Source organism: Neptuniibacter sp. CAU 1671 (assembly GCF_029222905.1).
Classification (GTDB): Bacteria; Pseudomonadota; Gammaproteobacteria; order Pseudomonadales; family Balneatricaceae; genus Neptuniibacter.
On the sequence record NZ_JARHUE010000012.1, the window covers coordinates 1 to 16,678 of the forward strand.

Here is a 16,678-nt window from a genome sequence, read left to right on the forward strand (position 1 = left end):
ATTGACCGCTTCGCGTCGGAATTCCTCGGTATAGTGTTGATACTTTTTCCTGGACATCTTACACCTCCCCGTCAGGCGTAAACCTAACTATAGAAGGTGTCTACTCTTCGTGGGTAACTCGGGTTCCTAACGCCGACTCTGATTTATCACACCGATACCCGGTAACAGGGTATCGGTGATCTCATTTTGTCGCGTCACTGTGCAACGCGTGACGGTTTGCTTTCTCTGAATGGCTACTGATGCCTTTTCATGTCGCTAATTACCTGAAATAATTCAAATTACTGTTTTAATAAAGCGTTTAGACTTTGGTTGGGTTTGCCGCAGAATATCAGGCGATTGATTGCGGTCTTCCGGGCTGGAGCGTACAGTTCTAAGCCTGATTCCTAAAACAAAACGTTCTAACATTTCAGCGATGCCATGAGTCTCAGTGAGTCAGCCCCCCTGTTTTGGCTACACTTACATTCTCTCTTCTATCGGTATTTTAGAGGCTGTGCGTTTGAGTAAGTCAACCAATCCGATGCGATCATTTCTCTGGGCGTGTTTCATTTTTTTATCTGGTCTGGTTGTGGCGTATGTCAGTGCCCAAAAGGTCAGTGAATATCATACACAGCAGGCACAGGAACGGTTTGCCACTCAACTCGATACGCTGGTCGAAAATGTCGAAATGCGCGTACGGCAGTATGAACACGGTCTGCGTGGTATGCGGGGGGTGGTCAACGCCCTCTGGCCTGACCGTCTGACCTATAAAGAGATCCTGCGTTATGCAAACAGCCGGGAGGTTGAGCGGGAGTTTCCGGGTTCCCGGGGATTTGGCTTTATCCAGCGGGTGCCCCGTGATCAGGAAGCTGATTTTCTACTCAAGAATCGTGCTGACGAAAGGCCTGATTTCAAAATCACTGAACTGAATGGCCATGACCATGAGCGGTTTGTGATTCGCTACATCGAGCCGGTGGAAAACAACCTGCAAGCGGTGGGTCTGGACATCGCATCGGAAAACAACCGCCGCAGTGCAGCTATACAGGCGATGCGATCAGGTGAAGCGGTGCTGACTCGTCCTATTACTCTGGTGCAGGCATCCGGCAAGATTCGACATGGTTTCCTGCTACTGCTGCCAGCTTATACCGCCGGTATGCCACTTGAAACAGCCGATCAGCGTGAGGCCGCAGCCTTTGGTTTTGCCTACACGCCGCTGGTAATGGATGAAATATTACAGGATCTTTATCACGCTGAGGCTGGGCTGACCCTGTCCGTGCTCGATCTGGATGATAACGGTGGTAATTCCAGCCTGTTTTTTGCAGCGGGCACCTCTGATGTTACGAGCCTGACCTCAGAGCTGAAAGAAAAGCGTCCACTGCGCCTGTTTGGTCGTAACTGGTTGATTGAGGCACAGGCGCAACCCGCATTTTATGCGCAACTGAACCACACCCCCAGCGGACAGATTTTTGCTCAGATTGCGTTGGGTTTTCTGCTGTTGGCTGTTGTTGTCTACACCCTGCTGGAGCTGAGGGTTCGCAAGCAAAAATTTCTTGATCAACAGGCCCGCATGGCGGCCATTGTTGAGAGCTCCAATGATGCAATCATCAGTCTGGATCAGCAGCACAATATCCGCTTCTTTAACAGTGCGGCCGAGGTGATCTTTGGATTTGCAGAAGGGGAGGTACAGGGTAAGCCTATAGGACTTATCTTTCCTGAACTTGAACTGCAACATTTTCTTAACCCAGTGGGGTTGGATCAACCTACAGGTTCACGACCGGTTGTACCGATCCGTGCTCGCCAGACCAAGGGGATTCATAAACGGGGTGGGGATGTCCCAACCGAGGTGAATCTGTCTGTGTGTGAAGTGGATGGTGAGGAATCGCTGACGCTGATTGCCCGGGATATCAGTGAACGTAAAATGCTCGAAAATCAGCTGCGTCAGCAGAACGATGAGCTTGAACGTCGTGTCACGGCGCGGACCATTGATCTTGAGCGCGCCCGGGCCGAGGCAGAAAAACTGTCGCAGATTAAAAGCGAGTTTCTGGCGAATATGAGCCATGAAATTCGTACGCCGCTACATGCGATTCTTGGCATGATTTCACTGCTCAGGGAAAGTGCACTTGATCAGGAACAGTCACTGCAGGCAGAAACGATTCAGAACAGTGCCCAGAGTCTTCTGGGTCTGATCAACGACATTCTCGATATCTCCAAAATCGAGGCAGGTAAAATCGTTCTGGAGAGCGTTGATTTTAACCTGCAGACCCTGCTCGAGAGCCTGAATAATGCCTACAGACCGCTGGCTGAACGCAAAGGCCTGAGTTTCAGCAGTGAGTCAGATGTGCAGGCCCCGCTTTGGCTGCATGGCGATATGGCCCGCATCCGTCAGATTCTGACCAACCTGATCGGTAATGCGATCAAGTTCACCTCCAAAGGCAAAGTCTCGGTCATTTGTAAGATCCTTGATGCCAACTCCGCTATGGTTGACCTACTTTTCAGCATTAAAGACACCGGTATTGGTATTAGTCAGGCGCAGCAAAAAAATCTGTTCCAGCGATTTAAACAACTGGACGGCTCCCTGACCCGACGTTACGGCGGTACCGGACTGGGTCTGGCGATCAGCCGTCAGCTGGCGGAACTGCTGGACGGCGATGTTTCTGTTAGTAGCGAACCCAATATGGGATCCGAGTTCACCTTCCGGGTGTCTCTGCCACGGGGCAAGACGGCGAAGTCAGACTTTGAACTGTTAACCGAGCAGCAGTTCGAGGGCAGGGTGCTGGTGGTGGATGATGTGGTAGCCAACCAACTGCTGGCCAGCATGACTTTGCGTCGTTTTGGACTGGCGGTGGACGTCGCTGATGATGGTCTGGCGGCGCTCAGGCAGTTGAGCATGTTCCGGTATGACCTGGTGTTTATGGATATGCAGATGCCTGAAATGGACGGACTGGAAGCAACACGCAAGTTGCGCAGCGGCACGGTTCAGGGCGTCGACAGTCGTGTGCCGGTGGTGGCCATGACCGCCAATGCAATGGAAGGCGATAAACAGCGCTGTCTTGAGGCGGGCATGGACGATTACATAGCCAAACCGATTGATCCGGCAGCTTTGCAACAGGTGCTGAGTCACTGGCTAAAACCGTCGCAGATCCCGCTATCTGAAGCCATTATTTCAACATCCGAAGCGTTGAATGGCAGCGCCGCGATCGTAAGCGATGTAATTGACCCGCAGGAGTGGAATCTGGCGGGCATGATGGAGCGGGTAATGAACGACCGCAATCTGGCCGCTAAACTGCTGCGGGCATGGCTCTCTGAATGGCCCGGGATGCACGAAAAACTCGTCAAGGCAGTCCGTGCCCGTGATGCTGAAATGATTGGAAAACAGGCCCATGCCATCAAAGGCGCAGCCGCCAATCTGGAGGCTCTCGCAGTTAAAGATCTGGCCTTCAGTCTGGAACAGGCCGGTAGAGATAATGACCTGACCCAGGTGGATGAATTGCTCACACAGCTTGAAGCCTCTCAGCATCGTTTCACACAAGCAGTCCGGCAGGAATTTGCTGATTTATAATCCTCTAGCATCCGGCACATCCGCTGACACCTGAACCTGTTTATGGGTAGAGTGGATGTCGGCGGATGCCGTCCCTTAAAGCGTCTGTTTGTCTTTTTTACGGAGCTGTACAGCGAATACAGCGTAGATTCGATGAAGACTCAATGATCCTTCAGTGAGAGATTCAGCGTGATTTCAGCGAGTTTTTTAGCGGCCAGGTCAAGTCTGACGTGAATCTTCCGGTCGCAGCGTCGTCGGCCATGGGGTTGTCGACGATCGTGAGCGGTCATGTGGTCAACATCTTTGTGCAGGTTCTTAATCAAGCGGCGGTCCTGCATCCGTTTTCTGCGTTCAGTGCCCTGATATTGCTGTCGGGTATGCTGCAGAAACCATTCTTGCGCGATGGGTATGGAAGGGCAATGCGGGCTGACTCTTTCCAGGCGCGAATCTGATTTTTGCGCCCAGTAATAGACAATTCTTTCACCATCAAAATCCCTGACTAAAAACATGATCCTTGATACCCGCGTGGTATATTTCGATCCGCGCTTATGCGGTTTGCAACGCCGTTGTTGCAACTGAATCTATTCTATCGAATTGTCTGATACAGACCAAATCGAGCCGACCTGATCCCCCTCCAAGCTTGGTTTGCCTACTGTCAGCAGAAGCCTTGGGAGTTGAAGCAAAACTGGTCGGCCGTTTACACTGGGAACTTTTACGGCATTTGGCCAGAAAGGGTTCAGTATGCATCAACGGCAGGCGTATCGTGGCGGTGTTTTGCATTTCACCGGGCATCCGGAACAGGGCTCAGAAGCACCTTATGAATACTGGCCAGATGGTGCGTTGCTCATTTGTGATGGGAAAGTGGAGTGGGTTGGCCCCTGGCATGCCGCTGCGGAGCAGATACCGGATGCTACGCCAATTAAAGAATATCCCCATCATCTGCTGATCCCCGGATTTGTCGATACCCATATCCATTATCCACAAACCCAGATGATCGCCGCCTATGGCGAGCAGCTGCTGGACTGGCTGCAGCGTTATACCTTTCCGGTCGAGATGCAGTTTGCTGATCCTGATCACTGTGCCAGTGTTGCCCGCTGGTTTCTGGATGAACTGTTACGCAATGGCACCACCACGGCGCTGGTGTTCTGCACGGTACATCCCGGTTCGGTGGATGCACTGTTCCAGGAGGCCTGGGAGCGGCGCATGCGCCTGATTGCCGGCAAGGTGATGATGGACCGAAATGCGCCTGAACCACTGCTGGATACGCCTGAAACCGGCTACGCAGAGTCTCAGGCGCTGATCGAACGCTGGCATGGTGTAGACCGTCTCGCTTATGCGGTCACACCGCGTTTTGCTCCTACCAGTTCGCTTGAACAGCTCGCTATGGCGGGTAAATTGTTAAAACAGTATCCGGGACTCTACCTGCATACCCATTTGTCAGAGAATAAGGATGAGCTGGCCTGGGTGCATGAGCTTTATCCAGATGCCGAAAACTACCTGGCCGTCTACGATCAGGCGGGGCTGCTCGGCTCCCGGAGCGTCTTTGCCCATGGCATTCATCTGTGTGACGAAGAGTGGCAGTGTCTGGCAGCGACCGATTCGGTGCTGGCACATTGCCCCAGTTCCAATCTGTTTTTGGGGTCCGGGTTGTTTAACTTAGAACAGGCCAGAAGCGCGGGTGTACGTGTCGGGATGGGGACCGACGTGGGGGCGGGCACCAGCTTTTCCATGCTGCGGACATTGGGCGATGCTTACAAGGTGCAGCAGTTACAGGGTGAAAGCCTGAATCCGTTCCGTGCCCTCTATATGGCAACCTTGGGTGGCGCCAAAGCCCTGTCTCTGGATCATCTGATCGGTACTTTTAAACCCGGTTATGAAGCCGACTTCACTGTGCTGGATTTAGAATCTACACCACTGATGCAGCAACGTCTGACTTATTGCAACGATCTGGCAGAGCGGTTGTTTGTTTTACAAACGCTGGGTGATGACCGCTGTATTGAAGCGACCTATGTGCTTGGACAGTGCCTTTTTCAAAAATAATAAATTAAAGTAGAGTCCTTAAAACTTTTAAACATTAAGCTTTTTGGAAGGTGAGACTGCTGGATCTGACAGTCTGAGTGGTTCCATTCTGATTCAATTGCTGGTAACTATATACAATACACATACAGTTTATGGGCGTATATTCGCCGGTCAGTACGTTCCGGGTGGGCTTTACGCCGATACCATTACTGTCACTGTGAATTACTAAGATTCCTGAGGTGAAATGAAAAAGCTGCTTCTGATCGGTGTGCCAGCCGTTCTGGTGTTGGCCCTGTCTGTTGTTGCTGTTCTTTTGATTCGCGGGCTGCAGTCGGACCTGGCGGGTTACAAAGAGATCGGTTCGCTAGAGCAGATGAAAGCGTTTAATCTTGAAAATCAGGATCTGAAGCTGGCGAATGATATTCTGCAGGATAAGCTGGATATGCAGCGCACTGCATTTCTGGCGTACCGGCAATCGGCGGTTGCTTTACTCGAGACTCAGGCGATGCGGCGCATGAAAACAGCGCCCGCCGGTTTATTGCCCTCCACAGGCCCCATGGTTCTGGCAGCTGAGGCGACGCTGATACAGCAGGAAAACTGCCAGCAGATCACAGCATTGCTCGATCTTGAAATGAAGCTCTATGGAGAATTTGATCCGGAAGCACTGATGCAGAAACAAGCGGTGTGCAACAGTTTTATCGAGGGTGAACTGTTGCCGCTGGTCAGGGTCCGGATGCTCAGTCTGAAGGCATCGCTGGGCGGGGATCAGGGGCACCTGGCAAATGAAGTTGAAGCCGCGTTTTCAGATAATCAGAACTTGCTCCAGCAATGGAATATTCCGATCAGTGAAGCGCTGGATCGGCAGCTAAAAATACGTCACTGAGGAGATTTGGCTCCTCAATGGAGGCAGAATCTTGCGGGGAAAATGGAAACTCTGTGGCACTGAGTCCAGCAAGCTTGTGATTGCTATCTGTCTCTTTGTTTTAATGGACTGCACGATCCTCGGCATCAATGTTTATATCACGCAAATGGTGGAGCGTGATGCTCTTGCCATCAACATCGCAGGTCGGCAGCGTATGCTGTCCCAACGTCTGTTCAAATCCCTGTTGCTGATTCATCAGACAGAACAGTCCCAGGTCTATCGGGATGAGCTGAATTACACCTATAACCGCTTTGTCACCACACTGGAAGGTTTCAGTGAGGGGGGCATCGTATTTGATGGTGCAGATAATCCGGTCTGGATTGAGCCGGTGCATGATCAGCAGGTGCGCGAAATCCTGAATACTACCTGGGAGATTCTGGCGCCGATTCAGCCGTTGATTGAATCTGAACTGGCGGGCAACGGTACCTCGCGGAGTCTGTTGCAAACAGTACAGGTGGTGCAGGCAGATAATCTGAAATTGCTGGATTTGATGAACAGTTTGACGCTGCGCATGGAGCAGCTGTCCCGCAAGAAAACCCAACTGATTCGCCAGGTACAGAGTATCGCCATGCTGGTGACGCTGGTGAATTTTTTTCTGATTGTGCGTTATTTGTTCCTCAGGGCTCGCAAGGCGCAGACCGAGTCACGTACGCTGCTGGATCTGATTGATAATACCTCGGCCAGTCTGTTACTGACCGATCAGCAGGGTAAAGTGGTGATGACGAACCGGGCCAGTCAGGAGTTGTTTGGCCTTAGTCCGGAACAGCTGGCTGAGATGCGCTGGTCAGAACTGGTTACCAAAACAGACGGGCGGGATGCGATCATAGACCGTGATGGGCAGGTCATTCCGGTTGAGCTTAAGCAGCGTGATGTTTGTCTGGATGGGGTCAACTACCGTTTCAATACGCTGCTGGATATGAGTCATGTTAAAGAGGAACATGCCAGACTCGCCTACATGGCGAACCATGATCCTTTGACGGGGCTGGTGAATCGCAGGGTGATGTTTGACCGCCTGGAGCTGGAGCTGCGTCATGCCCGCCGTTTGGGTTCCAAGCTGGGTGTATTTTTTATCGACCTGAACAAGTTTAAAGCGGTCAATGACAATCTGGGGCATAAACTTGGGGATGAGTTGCTGGTTGAGATTGCAAACCGCTTGCAACAGACCGTGCGGGAAACGGATACTGTCGCCCGATATGGTGGCGATGAATTTATTCTTCTGATGACCGGTGTGTCGGATGAAGATCAGGTGAATGCGATGAAGCGGAAGCTTTTCGCGGTGTTTGAGCAGCCATTCTCGTTGCAGGGGCAACTGATCAGTCAGACAGCGAGTGTTGGTTATGCCTGTTATCCCCTCGATGCAGATAATTCTGCCGATCTGATCCATGTTGCTGATCAGACCATGTTTGCACACAAACATTCGGCCATTGCGTGAGCCTGGCCCCTTACAGGCTTCTAGAACGCAGAGTTGGCGTTTTTTTTGCTGTCCTACCGAAAACCGTTTGAGTATTGGACGATGAATCGCACAGTTTTACCATTTTTTCAGCCCATCATTGAAACCGCCACCGGCAGGGTGGTTGGCTATGAAGCTCAGCCTTTTGAACGCACTTCAACTGGCAGCACCCAACCCGCAGAATCACTGCTGCATGATCAGGATCTGCCACCAGAAGAGCGCCTGAATCTTGATCGCGAGGTGCGTCTGCAGGCATTGCAAGCCCTGGCATCCATGCCTGAAAACACCTTTATTGCGATTAATATCTCGCCGCAATGGCTGCAGTTAATGGAATCACCGGAGCACGTGGTGACGCTGGACTTGCTGAAGCAGGTGCAGGGCGACCCATCCCGGGTCATCATCGAAATTACGTCTCTGGAAGGTGATATTGATCAGTTGCAGGCGCTGGTGGAGCGTTACCGGGCTGAAGGTTTCCGCATTGCGATTGATGATTTTGGCAACGGTTTCTCGCAGCTTGACCGTGTAGCCCGCTTGCACCCGGACATCATCAAACTGGATACTGCGCTGCTCAAAAATGGTGCATTTGGCGAGAATGGCTATCCAATCGTGCAAAGTCTGGGCGAGATGGCTTCCCGACTCGGCTCAAAAGTTTTGTTTCAGGGTATCAGTGAAGCCGATGAATATTTCCTTGCCCTGAGCTGTGGGGCTGTCTACACCCAGGGTGATCTGTTTGCTGCGGCGAGTGAAACCCCGGTTCCGGTCGACAGTGTCAGTGGTGCCGTTCAGGAACTGCTTGGGCATTACCGGGATATGGCGATTGAAGCCACCTCTCGCAACCACTGGCGCGCTGAACGGGTGAAATCGGAGCTGCTGGCACTGCGTGAACTGCTGCGCACTTCACAGCAGGAGGCTGAGCTGGTGAATTTTGTGCCTACGGATCTGCTTCTGCGCTTTTACATCTGTGATCGCAGTGGTAATCAGATCTCGCCAAACTATGAAAACAGTGAGCGCGGCTGGTTGATAGATGAGAGCCCGAAAGGTTACAACTGGAGCTGGCGCCCCTATTTCTTTGAACTACTGGGCGCAACGGATATCGAAAACCGTCTGGTGTTCTCCGAGCCTTATCAGGATATTCATACAGGACAACGGGCACAGACAGCGGTGCTTTTCATCGACCAGTCCCGTATATTGCTCGCTGACCTGCTGAATGACAGTGGCAGTAAAAATCTGTTTTCCGGCTTCAGTGGTATGCCTGCCAGCTGGATACCTGGACTGGATTGATCAACTAAAACGGGTGCTGATGGCACCGGTTTATTTTTCTGCCGATCCCATATCCAGTTTCTGCAGCATCAGGGTATAGGCTTTGCCTTTATCCTCTACGTGGTGCAGTTTGATGATCTGGTAATTGAGGGCGGGTGCAAACCAGATCAGGGTTTGACGCTCGCTGTCTTCATCATGCAGTCGGGTGACCTGAATGGCCTGATATTCGCCAATCGGGGCTGAAACAGTTTCCTCACCGGTGACGGCAAACCGATACTGTTTCAGGTGACCGCCATCGGCGACGTCAAACGCAAACTCCTTTTCACCTTCCGCAAGCAGTTGCTGCAATAACAGTTGGTAGCTGAGTTTATCCTGAACCTGCTCATTGACAGGCATTTTCCAGGGTTTGTCTTTGACTGTGTTGGTGGCTTCCATCTTGTCCCAGTCAAAGCTAATGGTCACAACCCGTTTTTTGCCCAGCACGCTGCGGTTGTAATGGTAATTCAGCGGGCGGATCTGCTGGTTATGCCAGGTAACCTGTGTGGTTTCTTCGATACCGGCCAGCAGCGACACTGCGCTGGATTTAAACAGCCAGGAGTGGTCATCCTGTTGTTTCAGGCTGCGGCTGGTGGTGCCGCTCATGGCCAGGCCGCCGTTCCAGTCAATACTGTATTCCGCATTGAATGGTTGTAACACGGTAGTGGGTGCTGCCCAGAGTGCCGGTGAGGCAATGGTTATCAGTAACCAGAGTGACAGCTTCAAAAACGGGCGTAGTGCATCCATGATAATTATCCGTTGGACAGTTGATATCCCTCTGCAGGCAGTCGCTGTTGATCCAGTTCAATGCCTTGCGGTGTCCACTTTAACCGGTCGGCACAAAACCATTCAACCGCCAGCGGGTAGATCTGATGTTCAATCAGATGCACCTTATGCTGCAGGCTCTCTACTGTATCATCCGGATCGATGCTGACCCTGCCCTGAACCGCCAGCGGACCACCGTCCAGCTCTTCGGTAACAAAGTGCACTGTACAGCCGTGTTCTTTGTCGCCAGCATCCATGGCGCGCTGATGGGTATGCAGGCCTTTGTATTTTGGCAGCAGAGAAGGGTGGATATTAAACAGCCGCCCCTCGTAGTGCCGAACAAACTCGGGGGTGAGAATGCGCATGAAGCCCGCAAGAACCACCAGATGCGGCTGATGCCGGTCAATCTCGGCCATCATGGCCTGATCAAAACTGAGGCGATCAGGGTAAGCGGTGTGGTCCAGTGTGGCCGTATGAATGCCTGCATTCTGCGCACGCTGCAGGCCGAAGGCATCAGCTTTATTGCTCAGGACTGCAGTGATGCGGCCATTGATCTGGCCGCTGGACACTGCATCCATAATTGCTTGCAGGTTACTGCCACTGCCGGAGATCAGGACAACAATGGATTTCTGCTGGCCGGTCTCAGGCATTCAGGCCCGCCAGTTCAACCTGCTCTTCGCTGGCGTCAGCCGCAGCGATAGAACCAATCACCCATGCCTGTTCACCGGCAGCGCTCAGCAGTGCCAGTGCAGCTTCTTTTTCAGATTCCGGTACACAGACAATCATGCCCACACCACAGTTGAAGGTACGGTACATCTCACGACTGGCAACATTGCCCTCTGCCTGCAACCAGCGGAATACCGCAGGCAGCTGCCAGGACTGGGTATCAATCACGGCTTTGGTGTTTTCAGGCAGCACACGTGGAATGTTTTCCAGCAGACCGCCGCCGGTGATATGGGACAGGGCGTTGACCTGAGATTCCCGGATCAGCTTCAGCAGCGATTTTACATAAATGCGGGTTGGCGCCATCAGGGCGTCTGCCAGAGGCTGACCGTCCAGATCGGTATTCAGATCGGCACCGCTCACTTCAATGATTTTGCGAATCAGGGAGTAGCCGTTGGAGTGTGGGCCGGAGGAGGCCAGACCAATCAGAGCGTCGCCAACTTTGACCTGGCTGCCATCAATGATGTCGTCTTCTTCAACCACACCGGTACAAAAACCAGCCAGGTCGTAATCTTCACCTTCATACATGCCCGGCATTTCTGCGGTTTCACCGCCTACCAGTGCTGCACCGGCAAGTTCACAACCCATACCAATGCCACTGACCACATCCGCTGCGGTATCAACATTCAGTTTGCCGGTGGCGTAGTAATCAAGGAAAAACAGAGGCTCTGCACCGGCAACCACCAGGTCGTTAACGCACATCGCCACCAGGTCAATGCCGATGGTGTCGTGTTTGCCCAGGTCCATTGCCAGACGCAGTTTGGTACCGACACCATCGGTGCCGGATACCAGCACGGGTTTACGGTAGCCTTCCGGGATGCGGCACAGTGCGCCAAACCCGCCAAGACCGCCCATCACTTCAGGCCGCGCGGTACGTTTGGCAACACCTTTGATGCGTTCAACCAGTGCATTGCCAGCGTCAATATCAACACCGGCATCCTTGTAACTCAGAGAGTTCTTGTCAGAACCATTAGACATGGATAAGTAACCTTTAACCTGCGGGGCGGAAGCGAGGGACCCGTTGAGCCCTTGCCTGAAAAATAATGCGCGTATTCTAACGGTTATGATCCGTGAATTCACGTTCAAATCGGTGTTAGAAAGCAGAGTTGGTCTGAAACAGACGCTGCGCACTTTGTTGGATATGATAGAGTAGCGATTGCAAAGCGGATGAGGCCGCTGATCTGTGGTACCTCAGGGCGTTAAACAAGGAACTGGCATGAAAAAACAAAGTGTTTTGTTTGCACTTTTGGCACTTTTTTTAAGCAGTCTGGCGCAGGCTGGTAAAGTCACTGAACTGTATCAGGTCCGGCTGATGGTACCAGAGCAAAACAGCCTGCCAGATAACCGTCAGGTGCGTCAGGGTTTCAGTCAGGTGCTGGTCCGGGTTGCAGGGCAGCGCACTGTGCTGGGTAAACCACTGGTACAGCAACAGCTCGAAAATGCCGGCAGTTATCTGGAACGTTATGCTTACCAAACGACCCAACAGGTCACTCAAACCCCTGAAGGTACCCAGCGCCTGCAGCAACTCACCCTGGATTTCTCCCCAACGGCGGTAAATGACCTGCTGAATCGTTCAGGTGTCACTCTGGTCGGTGATCAGCGACCCACTGTTCTGCTCTGGCTGGCATCAGATCAGTTTGGTAATCCGGATTTTATGGGTACCGACAGCCGTTTTTTTGCCACGCTGAAACAGGTTGCGACTGAACGGGGTATCCCGTTACAGATGCCTTTGCTGGATCTTGAAGATCAGAGTGCGCTGCCCATCAGTGATCTCTGGGGGCTGTTTGCGAACCCGATCGAAGATGCCTCCCTGCGTTATCGCCCGGATGTTGTGCTGGCAGCGCGTCTGCAACACCGTACCGATGGTTCAGTCGAATTAAGCTGGATGCTGATTGACCGTGGCAACCCTCAGCATCAACAGGCCCGTGGCAGTGCAGAGCAGGCGTTGAGCCAGATGATGGAGCAGACGGCAGATCAGTTGTTTGCCCCGGTGGTGCAGACTGAACTACCGCAGTTTCAGGCCGGACTGGCGATGCAGGTGAGCAATGTGAACAGTTTTGATGCCTACCTGAGATTAGTGGACCTGATGCGCAGCCTGCCTGTAGTCAAGGCGGTGAATCCGGAATCTGTGGCGTCTGGAAGTGTCACCCTGCGTCTGCTGCTGGATGGCAGCGAGCAACAATTACAGCAGGCGGTATCGCTGGATAACCGACTCATTTTACAGGACATTATCCGTTCAGCGGATGGTACAGAAACCTATAGTTATCGTTGGCAGGAGTAGCGGATGCTGCAATATCAGCACGGATTTATGCTGGCTGTTGGCCTTGTTATTGGCGGATTGGTATACCTGTTATCGCCCATCCTGACGCCCTTTCTGGTGGGGGCGCTGTTAGCCTATCTTGCCGATCCCATTGCGGACCGACTGGAGGCTGCGGGTTGCAGCCGGACCTCTGCCGTCATCATTGTGTTTGTCGCACTGACACTGGCGCTGATTACGCTGTTACTGGTGCTGTTGCCGCAGCTGAGTTATCAGATCAAAGTCCTGGTTGAGCGGGCGCCGCAACTTTTACAGCTATTTGAGCAGCAACTGCTGCCCTGGCTGGTCAACACCTTTGGTGTTGATCCTGCAACCTTTCAGATTGCGTCATTACGTCGTCTGCTGGTGGCGGAGTGGCAGACCACTGGTGATCTGCTGGCTCAGTTATTGGGGCAGATCTCCCGATCCGGTATGGCGGTTGCCACCTGGATCGCCAATCTGGTGCTGATTCCGGTGGTGACCTTCTACCTGCTGCGCGACTGGGATGTGATGGTTGAAAAAATCGGCCACCTGCTACCGCGGAGTATTGAGCCGCGTGTGGCCCTGTGGGCGCGGGAATCAGATGAGGTACTGGGCGCCTTTATGAAGGGCCAGTTACTGGTCATGCTGGCGCTGGGTACGGTCTATTCAGTTGGTCTTTGGCTGGTAGGGCTTGATTTGGCGCTGTTGGTCGGTATGATCGCCGGCCTGGCCAGTATCGTGCCCTACATGGGTTTCATTATCGGGATTCTGGTAGCCGGTGCGGTGGCGCTGATGCAGTTTCAGGATCCGATGATTCTGGTCTGGGTTGGCATGGTGTTTGTGGTCGGTCAGATGCTGGAAGGCATGTTGCTGACGCCTCTGCTGGTGGGGGATCGGATTGGCCTGCACCCGGTGGCCGTTATTTTTGCCATTATGGCGGGTGGCCAGTTGTTCGGCTTTGTCGGCGTGCTGCTGGCCCTGCCGATTGCGGCAGTGATTATGGTGTTACTGCGGCATCTGCATGACGATTACAAAAACAGTGCGCTTTACCATACAGCTCACTCCAGACCGGTGCCGGAACCGGTTGATGATGCAGTGCCAGAACACGATTTGATTGAGACAGACGAGCAGGTAACCCCCTCGCGTGAACACGACTGACAAGCCCTTGCAGCTCCCTCTGCACATCAGCCTGCGCGATGATGCACGTTTTGCCAATTTCTGCGCGCATGGCAATGAGCTGGCGTTGCATAGTTTGCAACAATCCATAAACCGTCAGGGCGAATCCTTTATCTACCTGTGGGGCGCCGCCGGCAGTGGTTGCACCCATCTGCTGCAGGCAAGCTGCCATCAGGCTGAACCAGCGGGTCTCAGTGCCGCCTACCTGCCACTGGAGGAGCTGCGTCTGCTGGGCCCCGATATCCTTGAAGGCATGGAGTTTCTGGATCTGGTCTGTATTGATCATCTGCAGCAGGTAGCTGGAGATCCGGCCTGGGAAGAGTCGCTGTTCCACTTCTTCAACCGTATTCGTGAGCAGGGTAATACGTTACTGGTGGCGGCAGATGCTGCGCCCCGACAGCTATCAATCGGCCTGCCGGATCTGGCATCGCGGTTAGGTTGGGGTGTGGTGTTTCAGATTCAGCCACTGGGGGATGACGACAAACGCAGGGTATTACAGCAGCGGGCCGCGGCACGGGGCATGGCATTGTCGGAAGAGGTGGCGCGTTACCTGCTGAATCATGCCAGTCGCGATATGAATGATCTTTCGCTGCTCCTGGATCAGCTGGACCAGGCATCACTCAGTGCCAAACGTAAACTGACCATCCCTTTTATCAAGGAAGTCACAGGGCTTTAAGCCTCACGGTTCAGTCCTCTGTTTTTACCTCCTGTGTTTAACTTCGTCACAGCTTGCTCATTGTGTTGAATTTCACTGATAGCTGACGCATTATCGCGCTTTTTACGGACCGGCCTGTGTATCGAGTCATCACTGAAACAGCGGATTATCTGCTGGTGGATAAGGCACCGGGCATCGCCTTGCATAAAGATCAGACTGAGGCTGGGCTGGCGATGCAGATCAAGGCTGACCTCGGCCTTGAAGCGTTAATGCCGGTGCATCGACTGGATAAGGTAACCTCGGGTCTGCTGCTGTTTGCTAAAAATACTGAGGCGGCGGCGATGCTGTCAGGACAGTTTGCCCGCCGTGAAGTGGAAAAATTTTATCTGGCGATCTCGGATCAGAAACCTAAACGCAAACAGGGTCTGATTATCGGTGATATGGCGAAGGCTCGACGCGGCAGCTGGAAGCTGCTGCGCAGCAAAGATAATCCGGCGATTACCCAGTTTTTCAGTGTTTCTATGGGGTCTGGTTTACGCCTGTTTTTGCTTAAGCCCCATACGGGCAAGACCCATCAATTGAGAGTTGCCCTGAAAAGTGAAGGATCACCGATCCTGGGTGACCCGTTATACCATGCCGATGTGGCAGCCGACCGGACCTATCTGCATGCATACAGTCTGAGTTTTGACTGGCAGGGGGAGCGGGTGAGTGTCTGTAGCCTGCCAGAGATTGGACAATACTTTGATCAGGCCTGCCGGGATCTGGTCTTACAACATTATGCACAACCCGGGCAGTTAGACTGGCCGCAGCTGACACGAGGAAACCGTGATGTCAGAGAGTGAAGATAACCGGATTGAACGGGACTTTTTTGCCCGCGATCCGGAAGAACAGCAGGCCTTTCTGACCCAGACCTGGTGCGACCACTGTCAGGCTGCTGATCTGGGTATGACAGACCCAATAGAATATGAGCTGAAAAAGACCGTGTTTATTGAGGGACGCTGCTGCGGTTGTGGTGAGCCGGTGGTAACTGAACTGACAGATGAGAACTTTTAGGAGACCCGCTTGAGCAGTGAATACGACAACCGCTTCGGTGGTATCCGCCGCCTGTACGGCAACAGTGTCACCGATTTTTTCAGGGCGGCCCATGTTTGTGTAATCGGCATCGGCGGCGTTGGCTCCTGGGCTGCGGAAGCACTGGCCCGTAGCGGGATTGGTCAGATTACCCTGATTGATCTGGATGATATCTGTATCACTAACACCAATCGTCAGATCCACGCGTTGCAGGGCACGGTGGGGCAACCGAAAACCGAGGTGATGGCGCAGCGGATTCGTTTGATCAACCCCGAATGCCAGGTGCATGAAATTGAAGATTTTATCACCCGTGACAATATTGCGGAGCTGATTACCCCTCAGTTTGACTACGTTATCGATGCCATTGATGCGGTGAAAGAGAAAGCGGCATTGATCGCACACTGCCGTTATCGGAAAATTCCGCTGATCACCGTAGGTGGCGCGGGTGGCCAGATCGATCCCACCAAGATCGAAGTGACCGATCTGAGTAAAACGCTGCATGACCCGTTGGCTGCCAGAGTGCGCTCGTTACTTCGACGGGAGTATGGCTTCAGCAAAACCGGTCGTAAATTTGGCGTTGAATGCGTTTTTTCGCAGGAGCAGTTGGTGTATCCGCAACCGGATGGCACTGTCTGTCAGCAGAAAAACCTGGAAGCAGGGCAGGTTAGACTGGATTGTGCCGGTGGCTTTGGCGCGTCTACCTGTGTCACGGCCAGTTTTGGTTTTGCCGCTGTGGCCAGGGTATTGTTGAAAATGCAGCAAAAATATCAGCGTCAACAACAGGCGCAGCAGCAACAATAAGAGATGAA

Annotated in this window: 15 protein-coding genes; 11 read left to right on the forward strand and 4 right to left on the reverse strand. The window is 52.9% G+C overall.

The annotated features are described in order from the left end of the window. Positions 1 to 427: 427 nt before the first annotated feature. A complete protein-coding gene (locus P2G53_RS13925) occupies positions 428 to 3,535 on the forward strand; it encodes a CHASE domain-containing protein (RefSeq protein WP_275818304.1) in 3,108 nt (1,035 codons plus the stop codon). Positions 3,536 to 3,675: 140 nt separating this feature from the next. Here the strand turns inward: P2G53_RS13925 and P2G53_RS13930 are convergent, their stop codons facing one another. Further along, positions 3,676 to 4,023, reverse strand: coding sequence for a hypothetical protein (locus tag P2G53_RS13930; protein WP_275818306.1), 348 nt, complete (start codon positions 4,021 to 4,023; stop codon positions 3,676 to 3,678). 232 nt (positions 4,024 to 4,255) lie between these two features. On the opposite strand from P2G53_RS13930, the gene guaD reads away from it, so the two are divergent. The 4 genes from guaD (at position 4,256) to P2G53_RS13950 (ending at position 9,186) form a co-directional block, all read left to right on the forward strand. Next, positions 4,256 to 5,554 carry a guanine deaminase gene (gene guaD, locus P2G53_RS13935; RefSeq protein ID WP_275818308.1) on the forward strand — a complete coding sequence of 433 codons (1,299 nt, stop codon included), beginning with the start codon at positions 4,256 to 4,258 and terminating at the stop codon, positions 5,552 to 5,554. A 223-nt stretch (positions 5,555 to 5,777) separates the two neighbouring features. Then, positions 5,778 to 6,416, forward strand: coding sequence for a hypothetical protein (locus P2G53_RS13940; RefSeq protein ID WP_275818309.1), 639 nt, complete (start codon positions 5,778 to 5,780; stop codon positions 6,414 to 6,416). A gap of 31 nt (positions 6,417 to 6,447) precedes the next feature. After that, positions 6,448 to 7,887, forward strand: coding sequence for a diguanylate cyclase (locus P2G53_RS13945; RefSeq protein WP_275818311.1), 1,440 nt, complete (start codon positions 6,448 to 6,450; stop codon positions 7,885 to 7,887). A gap of 81 nt (positions 7,888 to 7,968) precedes the next feature. After that, positions 7,969 to 9,186, forward strand: coding sequence for an EAL domain-containing protein (locus P2G53_RS13950; protein WP_275818313.1), 1,218 nt, complete (start codon positions 7,969 to 7,971; stop codon positions 9,184 to 9,186). Positions 9,187 to 9,216: 30 nt separating this feature from the next. Here P2G53_RS13950 and P2G53_RS13955 read toward each other — a convergent pair whose 3' ends face one another. The 3 genes from P2G53_RS13955 to purM are packed head-to-tail and all read right to left on the reverse strand — an operon-like array spanning position 9,217 to position 11,667. Next, positions 9,217 to 9,948, reverse strand: a complete 732-nt coding sequence (locus P2G53_RS13955; RefSeq protein ID WP_275818315.1) for a DUF3108 domain-containing protein — start codon at positions 9,946 to 9,948, stop codon at positions 9,217 to 9,219. A 5-nt stretch (positions 9,949 to 9,953) separates the two neighbouring features. Next, positions 9,954 to 10,616 (reverse strand): phosphoribosylglycinamide formyltransferase, encoded by a 663-nt coding sequence (gene purN / locus P2G53_RS13960; RefSeq protein ID WP_275818317.1) that lies wholly within the window; start codon positions 10,614 to 10,616, stop codon positions 9,954 to 9,956. After that, positions 10,609 to 11,667 carry a phosphoribosylformylglycinamidine cyclo-ligase gene (gene purM, locus P2G53_RS13965; RefSeq protein ID WP_275818319.1) on the reverse strand — a complete coding sequence of 353 codons (1,059 nt, stop codon included), beginning with the start codon at positions 11,665 to 11,667 and terminating at the stop codon, positions 10,609 to 10,611. The genes purN and purM overlap by 8 nt, the downstream gene beginning before the upstream one ends. A gap of 238 nt (positions 11,668 to 11,905) precedes the next feature. Between purM and P2G53_RS13970 the strand changes: the two genes are divergently transcribed. The 6 genes from P2G53_RS13970 to tcdA all read left to right on the forward strand — a co-directional run bounded on the left by P2G53_RS13970 (position 11,906) and on the right by tcdA (position 16,670). Then, positions 11,906 to 12,970, forward strand: a complete 1,065-nt coding sequence (locus P2G53_RS13970) for a DUF2066 domain-containing protein (RefSeq protein ID WP_275818321.1) — start codon at positions 11,906 to 11,908, stop codon at positions 12,968 to 12,970. A gap of 3 nt (positions 12,971 to 12,973) precedes the next feature. Then, positions 12,974 to 14,125 (forward strand): AI-2E family transporter, encoded by a 1,152-nt coding sequence (locus P2G53_RS13975; RefSeq protein WP_275818323.1) that lies wholly within the window; start codon positions 12,974 to 12,976, stop codon positions 14,123 to 14,125. Beyond that, on the forward strand, positions 14,112 to 14,819 hold the full coding sequence (gene hda / locus P2G53_RS13980; protein ID WP_275818325.1) for a DnaA regulatory inactivator Hda: 708 nt from the start codon (positions 14,112 to 14,114) through the stop codon (positions 14,817 to 14,819). The genes P2G53_RS13975 and hda overlap by 14 nt, the downstream gene beginning before the upstream one ends. 116 nt (positions 14,820 to 14,935) lie before the next feature. Further along, positions 14,936 to 15,640: a TIGR01621 family pseudouridine synthase gene (locus P2G53_RS13985; RefSeq protein ID WP_275818327.1), complete on the forward strand. Its 705-nt coding sequence runs from the start codon at positions 14,936 to 14,938 to the stop codon at positions 15,638 to 15,640. Then, positions 15,627 to 15,851, forward strand: coding sequence for a hypothetical protein (locus P2G53_RS13990; RefSeq protein ID WP_275818329.1), 225 nt, complete (start codon positions 15,627 to 15,629; stop codon positions 15,849 to 15,851). The genes P2G53_RS13985 and P2G53_RS13990 overlap by 14 nt, the downstream gene beginning before the upstream one ends. A gap of 9 nt (positions 15,852 to 15,860) precedes the next feature. Then, positions 15,861 to 16,670: a tRNA cyclic N6-threonylcarbamoyladenosine(37) synthase TcdA gene (tcdA, locus tag P2G53_RS13995; RefSeq protein WP_275818331.1), complete on the forward strand. Its 810-nt coding sequence runs from the start codon at positions 15,861 to 15,863 to the stop codon at positions 16,668 to 16,670. The last annotated feature ends 8 nt before the right edge of the window (positions 16,671 to 16,678 follow it).

Coding starts and splice junctions, on each gene's coding strand:
- P2G53_RS13930 (WP_275818306.1), bottom strand. CDS start 4,023: ATGTTTTTAGTCAGGGATTTTGATGGTGAAAGAATTGTCTATTACTGG.
- guaD (WP_275818308.1), top strand. CDS start 4,256: ATGCATCAACGGCAGGCGTATCGTGGCGGTGTTTTGCATTTCACCGGG.
- P2G53_RS13940 (WP_275818309.1), top strand. CDS start 5,778: ATGAAAAAGCTGCTTCTGATCGGTGTGCCAGCCGTTCTGGTGTTGGCC.
- P2G53_RS13950 (WP_275818313.1), top strand. CDS start 7,969: ATGAATCGCACAGTTTTACCATTTTTTCAGCCCATCATTGAAACCGCC.
- P2G53_RS13955 (WP_275818315.1), bottom strand. CDS start 9,948: ATGGATGCACTACGCCCGTTTTTGAAGCTGTCACTCTGGTTACTGATA.
- purN (WP_275818317.1), bottom strand. CDS start 10,616: ATGCCTGAGACCGGCCAGCAGAAATCCATTGTTGTCCTGATCTCCGGC.
- purM (WP_275818319.1), bottom strand. CDS start 11,667: ATGTCTAATGGTTCTGACAAGAACTCTCTGAGTTACAAGGATGCCGGT.
- P2G53_RS13970 (WP_275818321.1), top strand. CDS start 11,906: ATGAAAAAACAAAGTGTTTTGTTTGCACTTTTGGCACTTTTTTTAAGC.
- P2G53_RS13975 (WP_275818323.1), top strand. CDS start 12,974: ATGCTGCAATATCAGCACGGATTTATGCTGGCTGTTGGCCTTGTTATT.
- P2G53_RS13990 (WP_275818329.1), top strand. CDS start 15,627: ATGTCAGAGAGTGAAGATAACCGGATTGAACGGGACTTTTTTGCCCGC.